At 72.5% G+C, this 17,171-nt stretch carries 15 protein-coding genes; 5 read left to right on the forward strand and 10 right to left on the reverse strand.

Features of this window, described 5'->3' with window-relative positions; genetic code table 11:
• Window positions 1–48 precede the first annotated feature (48 nt).
• The 8 genes from ACKUB9_RS15645 to ACKUB9_RS15680 form a co-directional block, all read right to left on the reverse strand.
• Window positions 49–1,659, reverse strand: coding sequence for a sulfite reductase subunit alpha (locus tag ACKUB9_RS15645; RefSeq protein WP_407523312.1), 1,611 nt, complete (start codon window positions 1,657–1,659; stop codon window positions 49–51).
• Window positions 1,660–1,777: 118 nt separating this feature from the next.
• A complete protein-coding gene (locus ACKUB9_RS15650; RefSeq protein WP_407523309.1) occupies window positions 1,778–3,568 on the reverse strand; it encodes a NirA family protein in 1,791 nt (596 codons plus the stop codon).
• 11 nt (window positions 3,569–3,579) lie between these two features.
• Window positions 3,580–4,809 carry an NAD(P)/FAD-dependent oxidoreductase gene (locus ACKUB9_RS15655; protein ID WP_407523306.1) on the reverse strand — a complete coding sequence of 410 codons (1,230 nt, stop codon included), beginning with the start codon at window positions 4,807–4,809 and terminating at the stop codon, window positions 3,580–3,582.
• 11 nt (window positions 4,810–4,820) lie between these two features.
• Window positions 4,821–5,615 carry an ABC transporter ATP-binding protein gene (locus tag ACKUB9_RS15660; protein WP_407523303.1) on the reverse strand — a complete coding sequence of 265 codons (795 nt, stop codon included), beginning with the start codon at window positions 5,613–5,615 and terminating at the stop codon, window positions 4,821–4,823.
• 12 nt (window positions 5,616–5,627) lie between these two features.
• Window positions 5,628–6,494, reverse strand: coding sequence for a nitrate ABC transporter permease (ntrB, locus tag ACKUB9_RS15665; protein ID WP_407523301.1), 867 nt, complete (start codon window positions 6,492–6,494; stop codon window positions 5,628–5,630).
• Window positions 6,494–7,813, reverse strand: a complete 1,320-nt coding sequence (locus ACKUB9_RS15670) for a CmpA/NrtA family ABC transporter substrate-binding protein (protein WP_407523530.1) — start codon at window positions 7,811–7,813, stop codon at window positions 6,494–6,496. Before ACKUB9_RS15670 ends, ntrB begins: the two co-directional genes overlap by 1 nt.
• Before the next feature lie 325 nt (window positions 7,814–8,138).
• Window positions 8,139–9,143 carry a CmpA/NrtA family ABC transporter substrate-binding protein gene (locus ACKUB9_RS15675; RefSeq protein WP_407523298.1) on the reverse strand — a complete coding sequence of 335 codons (1,005 nt, stop codon included), beginning with the start codon at window positions 9,141–9,143 and terminating at the stop codon, window positions 8,139–8,141.
• Window positions 9,140–9,727, reverse strand: coding sequence for an ANTAR domain-containing response regulator (locus ACKUB9_RS15680; protein ID WP_407523527.1), 588 nt, complete (start codon window positions 9,725–9,727; stop codon window positions 9,140–9,142). The genes ACKUB9_RS15675 and ACKUB9_RS15680 overlap by 4 nt, the downstream gene beginning before the upstream one ends.
• 254 nt (window positions 9,728–9,981) lie before the next feature.
• Between ACKUB9_RS15680 and ACKUB9_RS15685 the strand changes: the two genes are divergently transcribed.
• The 5 genes from ACKUB9_RS15685 to ACKUB9_RS15705 all read left to right on the forward strand — a co-directional run bounded on the left by ACKUB9_RS15685 (window position 9,982) and on the right by ACKUB9_RS15705 (window position 15,435).
• Window positions 9,982–11,250, forward strand: a complete 1,269-nt coding sequence (locus ACKUB9_RS15685) for a hypothetical protein (protein ID WP_407523295.1) — start codon at window positions 9,982–9,984, stop codon at window positions 11,248–11,250.
• A gap of 87 nt (window positions 11,251–11,337) precedes the next feature.
• The gene (locus ACKUB9_RS15690) at window positions 11,338–12,783 is read left to right on the forward strand and encodes a YcjX family GTP-binding protein (protein WP_407523292.1); all 1,446 of its coding nucleotides are present in this window, start codon (window positions 11,338–11,340) and stop codon (window positions 12,781–12,783) included.
• A gap of 10 nt (window positions 12,784–12,793) precedes the next feature.
• Window positions 12,794–13,804 carry a YcjF family protein gene (locus tag ACKUB9_RS15695; RefSeq protein ID WP_407523289.1) on the forward strand — a complete coding sequence of 337 codons (1,011 nt, stop codon included), beginning with the start codon at window positions 12,794–12,796 and terminating at the stop codon, window positions 13,802–13,804.
• Between the two features lie 260 nt (window positions 13,805–14,064).
• Window positions 14,065–15,144 (forward strand): chymotrypsin family serine protease, encoded by a 1,080-nt coding sequence (locus ACKUB9_RS15700; protein ID WP_407523286.1) that lies wholly within the window; start codon window positions 14,065–14,067, stop codon window positions 15,142–15,144.
• Window positions 15,145–15,165: 21 nt separating this feature from the next.
• Window positions 15,166–15,435 (forward strand): hypothetical protein, encoded by a 270-nt coding sequence (locus ACKUB9_RS15705; protein WP_407523283.1) that lies wholly within the window; start codon window positions 15,166–15,168, stop codon window positions 15,433–15,435.
• A gap of 100 nt (window positions 15,436–15,535) precedes the next feature.
• Here ACKUB9_RS15705 and ACKUB9_RS15710 read toward each other — a convergent pair whose 3' ends face one another.
• Window positions 15,536–15,826 (reverse strand): HigA family addiction module antitoxin, encoded by a 291-nt coding sequence (locus tag ACKUB9_RS15710; protein ID WP_407523281.1) that lies wholly within the window; start codon window positions 15,824–15,826, stop codon window positions 15,536–15,538.
• A 51-nt stretch (window positions 15,827–15,877) separates the two neighbouring features.
• Entirely contained in the window at window positions 15,878–17,053 is a 1,176-nt protein-coding gene (gene pobA, locus ACKUB9_RS15715; protein ID WP_407523278.1) for a 4-hydroxybenzoate 3-monooxygenase, read from the reverse strand.
• Between the last annotated feature and the right edge of the window lie 118 nt (window positions 17,054–17,171).

The following is a 17,171-nucleotide window of genomic DNA, read 5'->3' on the forward strand; positions in this document are numbered from 1 at the left end:
GCGCGGGATCCCCCTCTCCCATCCGGGAGAGGGGAAACCCCGCGCGTGTCAGTACACGTCGGCCTGATACCGGCCGGCCTTCTTGAGGGCGGCCAAGTAGGCGACCGCGTCCTCCGGGCTGCGCCCGCCCTCCTTGGCGGCGACGTCGATGATCGCGCGCTCGACGTCCTTGGCCATGCGCTTGGCATCGCCGCAGACGTAGAAATGCGCGCCCTCTTCGAGCCAGCGCCACAGCTCGCGGCCGTTCTCGCGCATCCGGTCCTGGACGTAGGTCTTTTCCGAGCCGTCGCGCGACCACGCGAGCGACAGGCGGGTGAGCACGCCCTGGTCCTTCAGGGCGTTCAGCTCCTCCCGGTAGAAGAAGTCGGACGCCTGCCGCTGGTGGCCGAAGAAGAGCCAGTTGCGGCCCGGGGCTCCGGTGGCGGCGCGCTCGCGGAGGAAGGCGCGGAAGGGCGCGATGCCGGTGCCGGGGCCGCACATGATGATCGGCGTCTCGGGCGAGGCGGGCAGGCCGAAGCCGTGCGCCTTCTGCAGGTAGATCCGCACGGTCGCGGTCTCGGCCAGCCGCTCGCCGAGATGGGTCGAGGCGACGCCGAGGCGCAGGCGCGAGCGGTGGCTGTAGCGCACCGCGTCCACCGTGAGCGAGACCCGGCCCGGATCGGCCTTGGGCGAGGACGAGATCGAGTAGAGGCGCGGCTGCAGCTCGTCGAGGGCTTCCAGGAAGACCTCCGCGTCGGGCCGCGCGCCCGGAAACTTGTGCAGGGCGGCGAGCACGTCGAGGTAGGCGAGGTCGCCGTCCGGATCCTCGCCCGCCGCGAGGCTCTGCGCCTTGCGGCGCTGCGCCCCCGAGGTGAGCAGCGACAGGAGCTGGAACAGGCTGTCGGGCGCGGCGCCGAGCGCGTAGGCGGTGAGCAGGTGCTCGCGCAGCGTCTTCTCGCCGAACTTGGTGGCGATTACCCGCTCGGGACGGGCGCCCAGCTCCGCGATCACCGTGTCGACGAGGGCCGGGGCATTGGCCGGGAACAGGCCGAGCGAGTCGCCGACCACGTAGTCGATGCCGGTGCCCTTGAGGTCGATCTCGACGTGCCACGTCTCCTTCTCGCCGCCCGGAGCGTTGAGGCGCCGCCGCGAGAGGAAGACGGCCTCGGCCGGGTTCTCGCGGCACAGGCCGTAGGGACCGAGCGGCGCCTCCGCCGTGGGGGCCTCCGCCGCCGGCGCGGCAGCCCCCGCGGGGGCGGCGGTGCCCAGCTCCGCCTCCAGCTTCTTCAGCATCCGGAGCGTGTCCTTGCCGCCGGGCTGGCAGAGGTTCAGGCGCTCCTCCGTCTTGAGGAAGATCGCATTGGCATAGTCGGCGCAGTTGTAGCCGCACTGGCCGCAATCCTGCTGGGCCATCGCCGCCATCAGCTTCTGCGGCGCGGAGCGGTCCTGGGCCATGCCCATGCGCTCGTCGAGGGGCAGCGACGGATCGTGCCAGGGCGCGTCGCCGTTGTCCGCCAGGGCCGGGCCGGTCGGGACCTCCGCCCCGCCGAGCGCGGTCGCGCCCGTCATCGCCGGCCCGAGCAGGGCCGCGAAATAGCCCGAGAGCCACGCCCGCTGGTCGGGATTGAAGGGGGCGCTCTCGGGGATCAGGACCAGGGGAGGGGTGACGTGCTGGGTCATGAGCGGTGCCGTGCAGATTCCGTGAAGACCGCGGTGCCGCGAGGAGCGCGGGAACCCATCTCCCGCACGGAAGAGGGGGTGCTGCCTGCGCCTAGCTCGGGGGCGTGAGAGGCGCCGTTCACTCCGCCGCCTCCAGCATCCGCGCCTCGGTCAGGCCCTTCAGGGCCTCGGGGCCGCGGCGGGCCGTGAAGGCCTGGAAGCTCTCCTGCGGGCCGGTGCGGTGGGCGAGGTAGTCGCGCAGCAGCAGTTCCACCCGCGCGGGGCAATCCTCGGCCCGCACGGCCTTCCAGATCTCGGTGCCGATCTTCGGGTTGTCGGCGAAGCCGCCGCCGACCACGATGTCGTAGCCCTCGACGGTGTCGCCCTCCTCGTTCACCGGCACCTTGGCGCCGATCAGGCCGATGTCGCCGATGTAGTGCTGGGCGCAGGAATGGTGGCAGCCGGTCAGGTGCAGGTTCACCGGCACGTCGAGATCCGTCACCCGGGCCTCGACGTGGTCGGCGATCATCAGGGCATGGCCCTTGGTGTCGGCGGCGGCGAACTTGCAGCCGCGGCTGCCCGTGCAGGCGACGAGGCCTGCGCGGATGCTCGACGCCCGGGTGGTCAGGCCAAGGGATGCCACCCGCGCCTCCACCTCCGCCACCTTCGCGTCCGGCACGCCGGAGAACAGGAAGTTCTGCCAGACGGTCAGGCGGATCTGCCCGTCGCCGCATTCCTGCGCGATCGCGGCGAGCGCCCGCATCTGGTCTGTGGTCATCCGGCCGACCGGCAGCACGACGCCGATCCAGTTCAGGCCCGCCTGCTTCTGGGCGTGCACGCCCACATGGGCGAAGCGGTCGAAGCCGCCGCGGGGCTTGATGTGGGCGGGATCGACCCGGTCGAGCTTGCGCCCGAGTTTGTCCTCGACGGCGGCGAGGTACTTGTCGAAGCCCCAGGCATCGAGGACGTACTTCATCCGCGCCTTGTTGCGGTTGGTGCGGTCGCCGTTCTCGATGAAGACGCGCAGGATCGCGTCCGCGACGCGGTTGCACTCCTGCGGGCGCAGCACCACGCCGGTGTCGCGGGCGAGGTCGCGGTGACCGGAGATGCCGCCGAGCACGAGCCGCATCCAGAGGCCGGGCGCGACGCCCGCGCCCTCCATCACCTCGACCGCCTGGAAGCCGATGTCGTTCGTCTCCTCCAGCACCGGCAGCACGCCGCCGCCGTCGAAGGCGACGTTGAACTTGCGCGGCAGGCCGTAGAGCGAGCGGTCGTTGAGGATCCAGTTGTGCCAGGATCTGGCGAGCGGACGCGTGTCGAGGATCTCCTGCGCGTCGATACCGGCGGTGGGCGAGCCCGTGACGTTGCGGATGTTGTCCGCGCCCGCGCCCCGCGCGGTGAGGCCGAGATCCACCAGCCCGTCGAGGAAGGGCTGGCCGTGCTCGGGCGCGATCTCGCGCACCTGCAGGTTGGCCCGCGTGGTCACGTGGGCGTAGCCGCCGCCATGCGCGTCCGCGAGATCGGCGATCCCGGCGAACTGCCAGTGCTGCAGGATGCCGTTGGGGATGCGCAGGCGGCACATGTAGGAGGTCTGGGTGGGCGCGACCCAGAACAGGCCGTGGTAGCGCCAGCGGAAATTGTCCTCGGGCTTGGGCGCCTTGCCGGTCTCCGCTTCGGTGATCAGGCGGTTGTGGCCGTCGAAGGGGTTTTCGGCGCGCTTCCACTTCTCCTGATCGCAGAGCTTGCCGCCCGCCTTCGTGACCTTGTCCTGGGCCTTGATGTGGATCGCGTCCGGCCCGTTCGGCTCGGACGCCGGGGCCGCGGCGGCGGCTCCGCCGAGGCCGAGCCCGCCGGTCATCCGGACGGCCTGGATGCCGCCCGCGAATCCTTCGAGGTACCGTTTCTGCTCGGCGTCGAAGTCGTCGGCCATTGCGCGCTCCTTCACGCTGCGAGGGGTCGGGGGTCGGGGCGCCCGAACATCAGGTCGTCCCGGTCGGTGCGGGCGAGGGGGGCGCCGGAGCGGATCAGGGCCTTGCACCAGCCCTGCTCGGCGACGTCGCCGACGAAGACGGCCCCGAGGAGCCGGTTCTCCGCGATAACGAGCTTGCGGTAGAGGCCCGCGCCCGGGTCGCTCCAGATCACGGCCTCGGCGCCCTCCGGCACGTCGACCACGCCCGCGGAAAAGACCGGCAGGCCCGAGACCTTGAGGCTGGTGGCGAGCGCCGTGCCCACGTAGGCGGCCGCTTCGCCGGCGAGGTGGCGGGCCAGCACCTCGGCCTGCTCGTAGGCGGGCTCGACGAGGCCGTAGGTCTGGCCGCGGTGCTCGGCGCACTCGCCGAGGGCGAAGACGGCCGGGTCGGAGGTGGCGAGGCGATCATCCACCCGGATGCCGCGGCCGACATCGAGGCCCGCCCCTTGCGCCAGCGCGACGGAGGGGCGCACGCCGACCGACAGAACGACGAGGTCGGCGGGCAGCACCGTGCCGTCGGCGAGGCGCAAAGCCTCGACCCGGCCGTCGCCCTCGACGCAGGCGGTGTCCGCCAGCAGGCGCACCCGCACCCCGCGCGCCTCCATGGCACTCTTCACAAGTTCGGCAGCCGCGTGATCGAGCTGGCGCTCCATCAGCCGGTCCATGACGTGCAGGAGCGTCGTGTCGACGCCGAGCCGGGCGAGCCCGATGGCGGCCTCCACGCCCAGCAATCCGCCGCCGATGACGACCGCGCGCGCGCCCGCCACGGCGGCCCGGCGGATCGCCGCCACGTCGGCGAGGTCGCGGAAGGTGATGACGCCGGGCAGGTCCATGCCGGGCTTCGGCAGCCGGATCGGCACCGAGCCCACCGCCAGGACGAGCCTGTCGTAGGGCAGCGTCAGGTCGCCTCCCACCGCGACGGTGCGGGCGGCCCGGTCGATGGCGGTGACGGGCGCCCCCGTCACCAGTGTGATGCCGTGCCCGGCATACCAGTCGAGGCCGCGGAAGGTGCAGGCGGCCTCGTCGACCTCCCCGCCCAGCAGCGAGGAGAGCAGCACGCGGTTGTAGGCCGCCACCGGCTCGGCCCCGACGACCGTCACCGCGTAGCGGCCCGGCGCCGCCTCGGTCAGCCGCTCGAGGAAGCGCAGCGAGGCCATGCCGTTGCCCACCACGACGAGGCGTTCGGCGGAATCGTCCCGCATCGCCCCGCTCCTCACGCGGCGAGCGCCGGCTTGGCGTGGCGGGCGTAGAGGAACTCCAGCACCTCGGCCCGGGCATGCGTGTAGGTCGGGTCCTCGACGAGGTCGAGGCGCCGGCGCGGCCGGGCGAGCGGCACCGTCAGGATCTCGCCGATCGTCGCCGCCGGGCCGTTCGTCATCATCACGATGCGGTCGGAGAGCAGCACCGCCTCGTCCACGTCGTGGGTGATCATGATGACGGTGTTCTTCAGCCGCAGGTGGATCTCCATGAGCTGGTCCTGCAGATGGGCGCGGGTGAGGGCGTCGAGCGCGCCGAACGGCTCGTCCATCAGCAGCACCTTCGGCTCCATGGCGAGCGCCCGGGCGATGCCGACGCGCTGCTTCATGCCGCCCGAGATCTCGTGCGGGCGCTTCTCGGCCGCGTGGGTCATGTTCACGAGGGCGAGGTTGTGCGCGATCCAGTCACGGCGCTCGGCCCGGCTCTTCTTGGCCTTCAGCACCTTGTCGACGGCGAGCGCCACGTTCTCGCGGACCGTGAGCCAGGGCAGGAGCGAGTGGTTCTGGAAGACCACGGCCCGCTCGGGGCCGGGGCTGTTGACCTCGCGGTCGTCGAGCAGGATTCCCCCGGTGGAGGCGCGCAGCAGGCCCGCCACGATATTCAGCACCGTGGACTTGCCGCAGCCCGAATGCCCGATCAGGGAGACGAACTCCCCCTTGGCGATGGTGAGGTCGACGTCGCGCAGCACCTCGGTGGTGCGCCCGCCCCGGGTGAAGCTGATGCCGACGTTCGAGAGGACGAGGTGGGACATGGGCGAGGCTCCTCAGGCGGCCGCGGTGCCGCGGGTGACGAGCGCGCCGATCCCGGCGACCACGCGGTCGAGGACGAAGCCGATCACGCCGACATAGACGAGGGCCACGATGATCTCGCTGATGTGCGAGGAGTTCCACGCGTCCCAGATGAAGAAGCCGATGCCGACGCCGCCGATCAGCATCTCGGCCGCCACGATGGCGAGCCACGACAGGCCGACGCCGATGCGCAGCCCCGTGAAGATGTAGGGGGCGGCCGAGGGCAGCATCACCTTGGCGAAGAACTCGAAAGCGTTGAGGCGCAGCACCGCCGCGACGTTGCGGTAATCCTGCGGGATGTTGCGGATTCCGACCGCCGTGTTGATGATGATCGGCCAGATCGAGGTGATGAAGATCACGAAGATCGCCGAGGGCTGCCCGTCCCGGAAGGCCGCGAGCGAGAGCGGGAGCCACGCGAGCGGCGGGATGGTGCGCAGCACTTGGAAGATCGGATCGAGCCCGCGCATCGCCCATGCGGACTGGCCGACCAGCGTGCCGAGCAGGATGCCGGCGACGGCCGCGAGGGCGAAGCCGAGCGCGACCCGCTGCAGGCTCGCGGCGATGTGCCAGAAGAGCCCCTTGTCGGTGCCGCCGTTGTCGAAGAACGGGTCGACGATGATCGGCCACGCCTCGGCGAGCACCCGGGAGGGCGACGGCAGGCCGGCGCCGGGCCGGGCGCAGAGCACCTCCCACAGGAGCAGGAAGAGGCCGAGCACCACGAGGGGCGGCACGATGCGCGACGCCGCGCCCCGCAGCATCGCGGCGGTGATCAGGGGGCGGCGCGCGGCCTCGCCCCGGGGACGAACGGCGGCGAACCCGCCCAGCGAGAAGCCGAGGGCCATCACGCCACCTTCTTGATCGCGAGGTTGGCGAGGTAGGCGGCCGGATCCGCCGGATCGAAGACCTTGCCGTCGAAGAAGGTCTCCTTGCCGCGCGAGGTCGAGGCCGGGATCTCGGTGACGCCCAGCGCCTTGGCGGCCTCGCGCCAGAGATCCTCGCGGTTCACCTTGGCGACCAGCGCCTTGATGTCGGTCTGCGGGTCGAACTTGCCCCAGCGGATGTCCTCGGTGAGGAACCAGAGGTCGTGCGAGGCGAACGGATAGGAGGCGTGATCGCGGAAGAACTTCATCACGAAGGGGCTGTCTTGGACGACGCGGCCGTCGCCGTAGTCGATCGTGCCCTTCATGCGCCCGGCGACGTCGCCGACCGGGATGTTGATCCACTGGCGCTTGGCCACGATGGCGGCGAACTCGTCCCGATTCTCGGGCCTGTCGCACCATTGCTGCGCCTCGATCACCGCCATCAGCAGCGCGCGGGTGGCGTTCGGGTGCTTCTCGACCCAGTCGGCCCGCATCGCGAAGGCTTTTTCGGGATGGTCCTTCCACAACTCGCCGGTGGTGAGCGCGGTGTAGCCGAGGCCCTGCTGGACGAGCTGTGCGTTCCACGGCTCGCCGACGCAGAAGCAATCCATCGTGCCGACCTTCATGTTCGCCACCATCTGGGGCGGCGGCACCACGATCGTCTCGATGTCCCTGTCCGGGTCGATCCCGCCGGCGGCCAGCCAGTAGCGGAGCCAGAGGTCGTGGGTGCCGCCCGGGAAGGTCATGGCGGCCTTCACGGACTTGCCGGCGGCCTTCTTCTTCTCGGTGGCGGCGCGGAAGACCTTGGCGTCGAGGGCGACCTTGTGGTCGAGGTACTCCTTGGCGACCGAGATGCACTGGCCGTTGGTGTTGAGCCGGGCGAGGATCTGCATCGGCACCGGGACGTTGTTCTGCGTCACGCGGCCGGCGCTGATCAGGTAGGGCATCGGCGAGAGGATGTGCGCGCCGTCGATGCCGTTGCCCCCTGAGCCGAGCACGAGGTTGTCGCGGGTGGTGCCCCAGGAGGCCTGTTTCAGCACCTCGACATCCGGCATGCCGTGCTTGGCGAAAAAGCCCTTCTCCCTGGCGACGAACAGGGGCCCCGCGTCGGTGAGCGCGATGAAGCCGAGCTTGGCGCCCTTCACCTCCGGCCCGGCCCCCTGCGCGAAGGCCCCGCCCGGCAACGCGGCCCTGGCCGCCGCGGCGAGCGAGAAGGCGCCCGCGGCGCCCTTCAGGATCCCGCGCCGCGTGGTGTGGGCCCGCGCATTCCGCTCACCCTTGGCCTGCTCACTCTTGGTGATCGACACCCTGGCTGCTCCTCTGGCCGCCGGACGATCCCGCCCGGCTCGAACGAAAAAACCGCTGCCCAAGCTCGACCGCGGCCGCGCGCATGCGGGCCTTGCGGGGACTCGGGTCAGCGGCTCTGCTGACGGCATCGATCCGTCGGCGCTGGCGGATCGGCCCATCCCCAGCAGGTTCTGTGCCAACTCTCGGACGATGCCCCGTGCCCTGAATCTGGAGGTGTTCGAAGGGGCGGCGATCGCCCGGGCCGCGACGGCCACGCTCTGCTGCGCTGCACAAAACGTGGGCGGGCTGATCGCCGTCCGGGCAGCTGCGTCGGCTGCCTCAATCGCAGGCAGCGAGGAGGTCGGGCCGGAGGAAGCCGGCGGCGCGCTCTGCCTGCGCCGCATCGACGGGCTGGCCGGCCGCCGCCATCTCCTCCAGCATCCAGGCCACGGCGTCGGGCGCGGGCGTGAGCGCCTCCTCGCCGAGGACAAGATAATCGGGGGCTTGACGGAGGTGGCCGCCGGGCGCGACCAGCAACTCGCCCCGCAACCCGCGCAGGATCAGGTCGGGATCGACGTCGAGATGGCGCCGGGCGCCGAGCAGGCGCGCGAGATCAGGCCAGTGCTCCGGCGTGCCGCACCAGCGGGCCGCCGCCTTGAGCGCCCGCAGGAGCGGGGCGGCGCGGTCCGCCATCTCGGCGGGCAGGGCCAGCACCTTCTCGGGGCAGCCGGGCGCGATGGCGACGCCGAGCGCGGCGACGCGGCCGACGCCTGCAGCCACCGCGACGCTGCTCCAGGGGGCGCCGACGCAGAAGCCGTCGATCAGGCCGCGCCGCAGGGATTCCACCGTGCGTGGCGGCGGCACGACGACGAGGCGCAGGAGGTCGAGCCGGCCGCCGCCGAGGGCGAGCAACCGGCCGAGCTGGTAGGTGTGGCTGGAGAAGGGGTGCACGGTCGCGAAGCACAGCGGCCGGCCCGCGGCGAAGCGGGTTTCGGCCAGCGCCGCGAGCGCCCGCGCCACGTCCGGCAGCGCGTCGGAGGCCGGCGCCATCGCCTCCCAGAGCGGCAGCGACACGGTGACGGCGTTGCCGTTGCGCGCCAGCGCCGCCGGCGCGATCAGCCGGGCCGGCGGTCCGCTGAGGCCGATATGGCTCGCCAGCGCCAGGGGGGCGAGCAGGTGCGCCCCGTCGAGGAGGCCGAGCGCCAGCTTGTCGCGCAGCGTCGCCCAGGAGGGCTCGGCCACGAGGTCGACGCTCAACCCCTCGCGCGCCGCGAAGCCGCCTTCCACCATCGCGATCACCGCGGCGGCATCGGTCAGCGGGACATAGCCGAGCTGCAGCCTCATCCGAGCAGGTCCGCGGCGGTGACGATCGCCCGGGCGATGTCGACGATCTTGCGCTTCTCGTTCATGGCCTTGCGGCGCATCTGCCGGTAGGCCTCGTCCTCCGAGAGCCCCTTGGCGCTCATCAGGATGCCCTTGGCCCGGTCGATCAGCTTGCGGTCGGCGAGTTCGCTGCGGGCCTCCGTGAGTTCGCGCTGCAGCCGCGCGAAGGCATTGAAGCGCAGGATGGCGATGTCGATGATCGGCTTGATCCGCTCCGCCTTGAGCCCGTCCACCACGTAGGCGGAGATGCCGGCATCGACGGCGGCCTGCATCATCGGCGCGTCGCTGCGGTCCACGAACATCGCCACCGGCCGCTCGACGAGGCGCGAGACGCCGAACATCTGCTCCAGGAGGTCGCGGCTGGGGCTCTCCAGATGGATCACCACCACGTCCGGCGAGAGCGCCGAGAGCCGGTCGAGGAGGTCCACCGTGTCGGGGATGACCACGACGCGGGCGCCCTCGACCGTGCGCAGGCCCTCCTCCAGCACCGCCGCGCGGGCCCGGCTCGGATCGACGACGGCGATGGTGAGGTTCTGCTCAGGCAGGGGCACGGGAGGAGGCGACGCGAGTTCGGGCATGCGGACCACCCGAGGCAAATGTCGGGCCGCACGTCGCGCCCCTGCACCTTCGGGCAGGATGGCCGCCGCACGAGACCCCGTCGCGCGGCGCGTGCAGAAGGGCACTTCGCGCAACCAAGACCGTCCTGCCGCGCTCTATATCGGCAGCAGCGCCCGTCACAGAGGAGAACCGCCGCGGCATGCCCCTCGACCCGCCCCGCCGATCCGCCTGAGGCCATGCCGTGATCGCCGCACTTCTCGTCCTCACCACGTTGCTGGCGCCCGGCGCCGACCGGGCGGCCAGCCTGCTGCGCGAGGGCGCCGCGCGGGCCGGGCAGGACCTCGCCCAGAGCATCGTCCGCCTGCAGCCCGCGGCGCCGGCCCTCTACCGTGCCGAGGCGCGGGCGGTGTCGAACTGGCGCGAGGAGACGCGCGAGGCGCTGCGGCCGGTCTCGCTCGCCCTGGTGGCCTTCGCATCGCCGGCCGATCCCGCCTTCGTGGCCCGCTGCGTCAAGCTCAACAATTACTGGTGCATCAAGCGGGCGAACTGGGACGGCGAGATCGGCGCCGATGCGGAGGGCCACACCGGGTTCGCCTCGGCCGGGCACGGCGCCGACGCGGCGGTCTCTCTCCTGCGGCGCTACTACACGGTGCTCGGCCGCCGCTCCGCCCTGGCGATCGTGCGGCGCTGGGCGCCGGCCGAGTGCGGCGCGCCGGTCGCGGCGCGCCCGCGCGGCACGCCCGTCACCGCACCGGCCTCGCCCGCCCTGGCGGCCCTCGCACCGCAGGGCATCGGGCGCACGGTCCGGGCGCGCTTCCTGGCCGGGCGCGGGCGGGGGATGCCGGCCCGACGCCTCGCGGCCAAGCCCGGAGCCGCCCGCCCCACGCCAGCGAAACCACCGACGGCCCCGCCCGTCCCGGCCAAGACCGTTCAGGCCGAATCCACCCAAGCCAGGCCCACCCGGCCCAGGCCCGCCGCAAACTCGGCGTTGCGCGTGCAGCCCTGGTCGGCCCTCGCGCGCCTGTCCGGGCGCCCGCGCCGGGCCGCCCGGCCGCTGCCGCTGATGGCGACGCCGTCGATCGCCACCGGGCTGGGCACCGCCGAGCCCCGGGCGATCTCCGCCGCCGTGACGCCCGGGCGGGTCCTCGACGGCGAGCGGCTCGCCGCGGAGGCCGCAGCGCTGCCCTCGCTCACCTCGCTCACCTCCGTGGCGGCGCTGCCGCCGGCCCTGCGCCCGCCGCCGCCGCTCTGCAGCTCGGACGAGACTCGGATCCAGAACTACGCCGGCCGCATCGCCGCCAGCGTCGGCCTCAAGGCCGGGGACGATCTCGGCCTGTTCGATGCGGACGGGCACGCCACCGCGCGGCTCGCGCCCGTGCTGCTCGCGATGTCGGCGGTGGAACTCGGCAGCCTCCAGGCGAGCCCGGCCCTGGTGGCGCAGGCCATCGCCCGGGCCGAGGCGGCCCGGCCCGGGCCCGCCGCACCGGGGCAGGCCGCCGCCGCGCCCTGAGCGCGCCCCACCTTGAGCACGCCCTTGCGGAAAGCGTGGGCGGGCGCCACCTCCACACCCGACCCCCAGCGAGAGCCAGACCCCCTCGTGCTTGCCCTCCCCAGCTTCGTCGCGCGCGCCGGCTCCGCCGCCCGGGCGCTCGCCGAAGCGTCGAGCGATCTCCTCGTCCAGCCGACCGTGCGCCTCGGCGTCACCGGGCTCGCCCGCTCGGGCAAGACCGTGTTCACGGCGGCGCTCGTGCACCATCTCACCGGCCTCCATCCGCTGCCGGCCCTCAGGGCCTCGCAGGAGGGCCGCCTGCGCCGCGCCCGCCTCGTGCCGCAGCCCGACGACGACGTGCCGCGCTTCCCCTACGAGGAGCATTTCGCCGCGCTCACCCAGGAGCGGCGCTGGCCGCGCTCGACCGACCGCATCAGCCAGCTGCGGCTCGCGGTCGATTACGAGCGCAAGGCCGGCTGGCGCGCCGGTCCGGCGAACCTGATGGTCGACATCGTGGACTATCCGGGCGAGTGGCTGCTCGACCTCGCGCTGATCGAGCAGACCTACGAGGGCTGGTCGCGGGAGACCATCGCGGCCGCGCAGCGCTCCGGGCGCGCCGCCGTCGCCGCGCCCTGGCTCGACGTCCTGCGGGGCCTCGACCCGAACCAGCCCCTCGACGAGGTGGTGGCCGAGCGGGCGAGCGACGCCTTCAAGACCTACCTCGCCGCGGTCCGGGCGGGGCCGGAGGCTGTCGCCACCACACCGCCCGGCCGCTTCCTGATGCCGGGCGACCTCGCGGGCTCGCCCGCGCTCACCTTTGCGCCGCTGGCGCTCGCCGGGCCCACCGCGCCCGACAGCCTGGGCGGCCTGATGGAGCGCCGCTTCGAGGCCTACAAGAACCGCGTGGTGACGCCGTTCTTCCGCGACCACTTCCAGCGCATCGACCGGCAGATCGTGCTGGTCGACGTGCTGGCGGCGGTGGATGCCGGCGCGGCCGCGCTCGCCGAACTGGAGGATGCCCTCGACCGGGTGCTGATGAGCCTGAACATCGGGCGCAACACCCTGCTGTCGCGCCTGTTCGCGCCGCGCACCGACCGGATCATGTTCGCCGCCACCAAGGCCGACCACCTCCACCACGCCAGCCACGACCGGCTCGACGCGCTGCTGCGCCTCCTCGTGGCGCGCGCGATGCGGCGCACCGAGGCCGCGGGCGCCCGGGTCGGCACCGTGGCGCTCGCCTCGGTGCGCGCCACCCGCGAGGTGACGGTTGAGGAGGGCGGGCTCGCCCTGCGCACGGTGGCCGGCACGCCCGAGGCCGGCGAGGCGATCGACGGCGAGACCTTCGACGGAGAGACCGAGGCCGCGATTTTCCCGGGCGAGTTGCCGGAGCGCCCGGAGGCGGTGCTGGAGGGGGCGGTGGCGCCGGGCTCGCTGCGCTTCCCGCGCTTTCGGCCGCCGCGGGTGCCCCTCGACGCGCTCGGCCGTCCGGGACGGCTGCCGCAGATCCGCCTCGACCGCGCCCTGGAATTCCTGATCGGCGACCGTCTGGCCTGAGGACCGCGTGATGAGCCAGCCCCCGAAGCCCCGGGCCTTCCGCCTGCCCGCCGATCCGCCGCCCCCGCCCGGCAGCGAGACGCCGCTCGCCGAGGGCGTGCGGGTGGTGGAGGAATCGTTCGAGATCGTGGAGGCGGCCGACGGCGTGCCGGTGCCGGTGGCGCCTCGCTCCGGCCCGCCCTGGGGCAGCCTGCTGCTCTCGGCCCTCGGCGGCTTGGCGGCCCTCGGGATCGGGCTCGCGGTCGAGCGGCTGATCGCGGACCTTTTTACCGCCGCGCCCTGGCTCGGCGCGGCGGCGCTCGCGCTCCTCGGCGTCGCCGCGGTGGCGCTCCTCGCCCTGGTCTGGCGCGAAGTCGCGGGCGTGCTGCGCGAGCGGCGCATCGAGGCGATCCGCGAGGCCGCCCTGGAGGCCCTGGCCGCCCGCGACCATACGGCCGCCAAGGCCGTGGTGCGGGACGTGGCGGCCCTCTACGCCGACCGTCCGGGCCTCGCGGCCGGCCGCGGGCGGCTCGACGCGGTGGCGGACGCGATCCTCGACGTGGAGGACCGCCTCGGCATCGCCGAGCACGAGCTGCTCGGCCCCCTCGACCGGATGGCGAAGGGCGCGGTGGCGGATGCCGCCAAGCAGGTCTCGGCCGTGACGGCGCTGAGCCCGCGGGCGATCGTCGATGTCGGCTTCGTGATCTTCGCGGCGGTCCGGCTCCTGCGCCGCATCGCGACGATCTACGGCGGGCGGCCGGGCCTGTTCGGGTTCCTGCGCCTCGCGCGCGCGGCGCTGGGGCATCTCGCCGTCACGGGCGGCGTCGCGGTGGGCGACAGCCTCGTGCAGCAGGTGCTGGGGCTGGGGCTCGCCGCCCGCGTCTCGGCGAAGCTCGGCGAGGGCGTGCTCAACGGCCTCATGACCGCCCGCTTCGGCCTCGCGGCCCTGGCGGTCTGCCGCCCGCTGCCCTTCGTGCGCGAGACGGTACCCCGGCTCGGCGACGTGGCGGGAGAGCTGATCCGCGGACAGGAGGGACAATGAGCCCGGCCGCGGGCCGGACGACAATATTCCACAATACAATCCTTCTATCGAAGGAAATCTGTTTTCCGATATTCGGTCTTAATAATCTCTGACAATCAAGCAATATATGTCCTCGACTGCAAGAGCAGTCGCGATGTCTCACATCGTAGGAGGACAGCATGGCCGGCGCTCCGATCTCCGGAATCGCGGACGATGAACCGTGGGATACTCCGCCGGACGATTCCGGCTCGCGCTCGTCAACCGATCACGACCACGATGGCGTGTTCGATTCACCGCCGGACCAGCACGACGATTCAGGCTTCGCGGCGGGCGAGCATCGCGTCGACGCCACCCTGCGGGCGATGCAGCAGCAACTCGAAAAACTCATCTTCGACCGGCCGGCCGCCGTCGCGAGCGCCTTCGGCGATGGCCCCACCGAGAAGGCCGACCTGATCGCCGGCGTCGGCATCGGCCCGGCGCATCGCGATTTCGAGTCGGTCGGACCGGCGGGTCCCGGGGCGCCGGTCCTCAACGTCTACGTGACCGAGCGGATGTCGATGGACGAGGTCAAGGCGGCCTGCGTCGACAGTTTCGGCGTTCGGGCCCTGTCGTCGGACACCCTGCCCATCAACGTGATCCACACAGGCCCGATCGACGCACTGGCGAACCGGCTGCGAGTGCGTCTCTCGCCCTGCGGCGTGTCGGTCGCCCACCCGAAGGTCACCGCCGGCACCCAGGGCGTGCTCGCCCGCGGGCGGTCGGGGCCGCGCGCCAATCGCCTGCTTCTGATCAGCAACAACCACGTGATCGCCAATTCCAACGACGCGCGGGCCGGCGATCCCATCCTTCAGCCGGGTCCCGCGGACGGTGGACGGGATCCGGCGGACCGGATCGCCGTCCTGGAGCAATGGGTGCCGATCACCTTCGCCGGCCAGCCGAACGTGGTCGATTGCGCGTCCGCGTGGTGCTGGCCGGACCGGGTGCGCAAGCAGTTCATGTATCGGGTCGGCTCGGCCATGCACTACTTCTCCTGCGGCGCACAGCCGGTGCCCGCGCGGGTCGGGCTGATGGTCGGCAAGTCCGGCCGTACCACGCAGCTCACCTCGGGCCGCGTCATCGACGTGAGCGCGTCGATCCGGGTGAATTACGGCCAGGGTCAGGTGGCCAACTTCCGCGATCAGATCACGATTCGGGGCAACCAGACCCGCTTCAGCCAAGGGGGCGATTCGGGCTCTCTGGTCTGGACCTGGGACGCAGCCCGCCGGCCGGTCGGTCTCTTGTTCGCCGGCGGGGGCGAGCTTACCTTCGCCAACAAGATCGACCATGTCCTCAAGGCGCTCGACGTCACGCTCGTCACGTGACGGGAGCCGGAGGGGGAGACGATGTCCACGCAGAACCCGTTCCCGTACAGCGGCCCCACCGCCTACACGCCCGCCGACACGGCGCCCGCCGCGGGCCGGGCCAGCGCGGAGGCGACGCTCACCCGGATCCCCGGCGTCCAGGGGATGGGGGAGGGGCGTGATGCCATCGGGGATCCGGCCTGGGTCGCCTACGTCTCCGACCGTTCGGTCGCCGCGCAGCTCCCGGCCCGCCTCGAAGGGCGGGCCGTGGTGCCGGAAGTGACCGGCGAGATCGACATCCTGCCGGCCTGACCGCCCGGAGCGGGACGGCCTGCGGCACCTCCGTTGCAGACGCTCGAGCCTGCATTCGTGTCGCCGCACCGGCGACCACGTCGGCGAACGGGCCTTGTCGTCAGAGGCTGGCGGATTCGCGCGGCCGGATCGTCGCGTAATCCGTCGTGGCCTGCGCCTTCGAGACGTCGTGCGCGGCCTGGAGATTGATCCAGAACTGCGCCGAGGTGTCGAAGTAGCGTCCCAGTCGCAGGGCCGTATCAGCCGTGATGCCGCGACGCTCCCGCACGATCTCGCTGACGCGGTTCGGGAGCACGTCGATCGCCTCCGCGAGCTGCCGGGCCGAGATGCCGAACGGCTTCAGAAACTCTTCGAGCAGGATCTCGCCGGGATGGGTGCGGATGCGGGGCATAGCGAACCTCAGTGATGGTCAACGATCTCGACGCCGACCAGCCCACCCGCGCTAGACCAGCGGCAGCCCCACGTAGTTCTCCGCCAGCACCGTCTGCGCCGCGCGCGACTCGCGGATGTAGGCGAGTTCGGCCACCTGCATGCGGCGCGCGAACGGGTCCATGTCGGGGAAGCGGTGGGTGAGGCCGGTGAACCACCAGCTGAACCGCTCCGCCTTCCAGACCCGGGCCAGCGCCCGCTGCGAGTAGCCGTCGAGGCCGGAGGGGTCGCGGTCGCGGTAGTGGCGCACCAGCCCTTCGGCCAGCATGGCGACGTCCGAGACCGCGAGGTTCATGCCCTTGGCGCCGGTGGGCGGCACGATGTGGGCCGCGTCGCCCGCCAGGAAGAGGCGGCCGTGCCGCATCGGCTCGGCGACGAAGCTGCGCAGGGGCGCGACGCTCTTCTCGAAGGAGGGGCCGCGCTCCAGCCCGGCCGCCGCCTCCGGCCCGAGGCGCAGCGCCAGCTCGTCCCAGAACCGCACGTCGGACCAGTCCTCGATGCGCTCGTCGAGGCCGACCTGCACGTAGTAGCGGCTGCGCGTCGGCGAGCGCATGCTGGCGAGCGCGAAGCCGTTCTCGTGGTTGGCGTAGATGAGTTCGTGGTTGACCGGGGCCACCTCCGCCAGGATGCCGAGCCAGCCGAACGGATAGACCCGCTCGAAGACCTTGAGCACGTCGGCCGGCATCGCCGCGCGGCTCGCTCCGTGGAAGCCGTCGCAACCCGCGATCCAGTCGCAGGCGAGGGTGTGTCCGGCGCCGTCGCGGCGGAACCGGACGCTCGGGCTGTCGGTCTCGACCCCCTCCAGCACGAGGTCCTCGGCCTCGAACAGGATCCGCACCCCGCGCGCCTCGGCGGCATCGAAGAGGTCGCGCATCACCTCCTGCTGGCCGTAGACCGTGACGGCGGAGCCGCCGGTGAGCGCCGCCATGTCGATGCGGAAGAGGCGCCCGTCATAGGCGATGTTGGTGCCGGTATGGACCAGCCCCTCGGCGCGCAGGCGTTCATCGAGCCCGAGATCGGCGAGGAGCGCGACGGTGCCCTGCTCCAGCACGCCGGCCCGCACCCGGCCCTCGACGTAGTCGCGGGTGCGCCGCTCCAGCACCACCGCGTCGATCCCGGCCCGGGCGAGGAGATGGGCGAGGATGAGGCCGGCCGGTCCGGCCCCGATGATCGCGACCTGCGTGCGCATGGAGATCCTCCGGGTGTTTCGCTCCGGCCGCCCGCGCGGCGTCGAGGCCCGCGGCGGCGATGGCACGACTTTGCCCCTCGGCGGGCCGTCCGGCGATGGACGGCGCGGCGAAAGTGTT

It is taken from the genome of Methylobacterium oryzisoli (genome assembly GCF_046557895.1).
Lineage (GTDB): Bacteria > Pseudomonadota > Alphaproteobacteria > Rhizobiales > Beijerinckiaceae > Methylobacterium > Methylobacterium oryzisoli.

Bases quoted from the DNA above. Each gene is read 5' to 3' on its own strand.
- ntrB (WP_407523301.1), bottom strand. From the start codon at position 6,494: ATGGCCCTCGGCTTCTCGCTGGGCGGGTTCGCCGCCGTTCGTCCCCGG.
- ACKUB9_RS15675 (WP_407523298.1), bottom strand. From the start codon at position 9,143: ATGAGGCTGCAGCTCGGCTATGTCCCGCTGACCGATGCCGCCGCGGTG.
- ACKUB9_RS15660 (WP_407523303.1), bottom strand. From the start codon at position 5,615: ATGTCCCACCTCGTCCTCTCGAACGTCGGCATCAGCTTCACCCGGGGC.
- ACKUB9_RS15695 (WP_407523289.1), top strand. From the start codon at position 12,794: ATGAGCCAGCCCCCGAAGCCCCGGGCCTTCCGCCTGCCCGCCGATCCG.
- ACKUB9_RS15645 (WP_407523312.1), bottom strand. From the start codon at position 1,659: ATGACCCAGCACGTCACCCCTCCCCTGGTCCTGATCCCCGAGAGCGCC.
- pobA (WP_407523278.1), bottom strand. From the start codon at position 17,053: ATGCGCACGCAGGTCGCGATCATCGGGGCCGGACCGGCCGGCCTCATC.
- ACKUB9_RS15705 (WP_407523283.1), top strand. From the start codon at position 15,166: ATGTCCACGCAGAACCCGTTCCCGTACAGCGGCCCCACCGCCTACACG.
- ACKUB9_RS15655 (WP_407523306.1), bottom strand. From the start codon at position 4,809: ATGCGGGACGATTCCGCCGAACGCCTCGTCGTGGTGGGCAACGGCATG.
- ACKUB9_RS15710 (WP_407523281.1), bottom strand. From the start codon at position 15,826: ATGCCCCGCATCCGCACCCATCCCGGCGAGATCCTGCTCGAAGAGTTT.
- ACKUB9_RS15650 (WP_407523309.1), bottom strand. From the start codon at position 3,568: ATGGCCGACGACTTCGACGCCGAGCAGAAACGGTACCTCGAAGGATTC.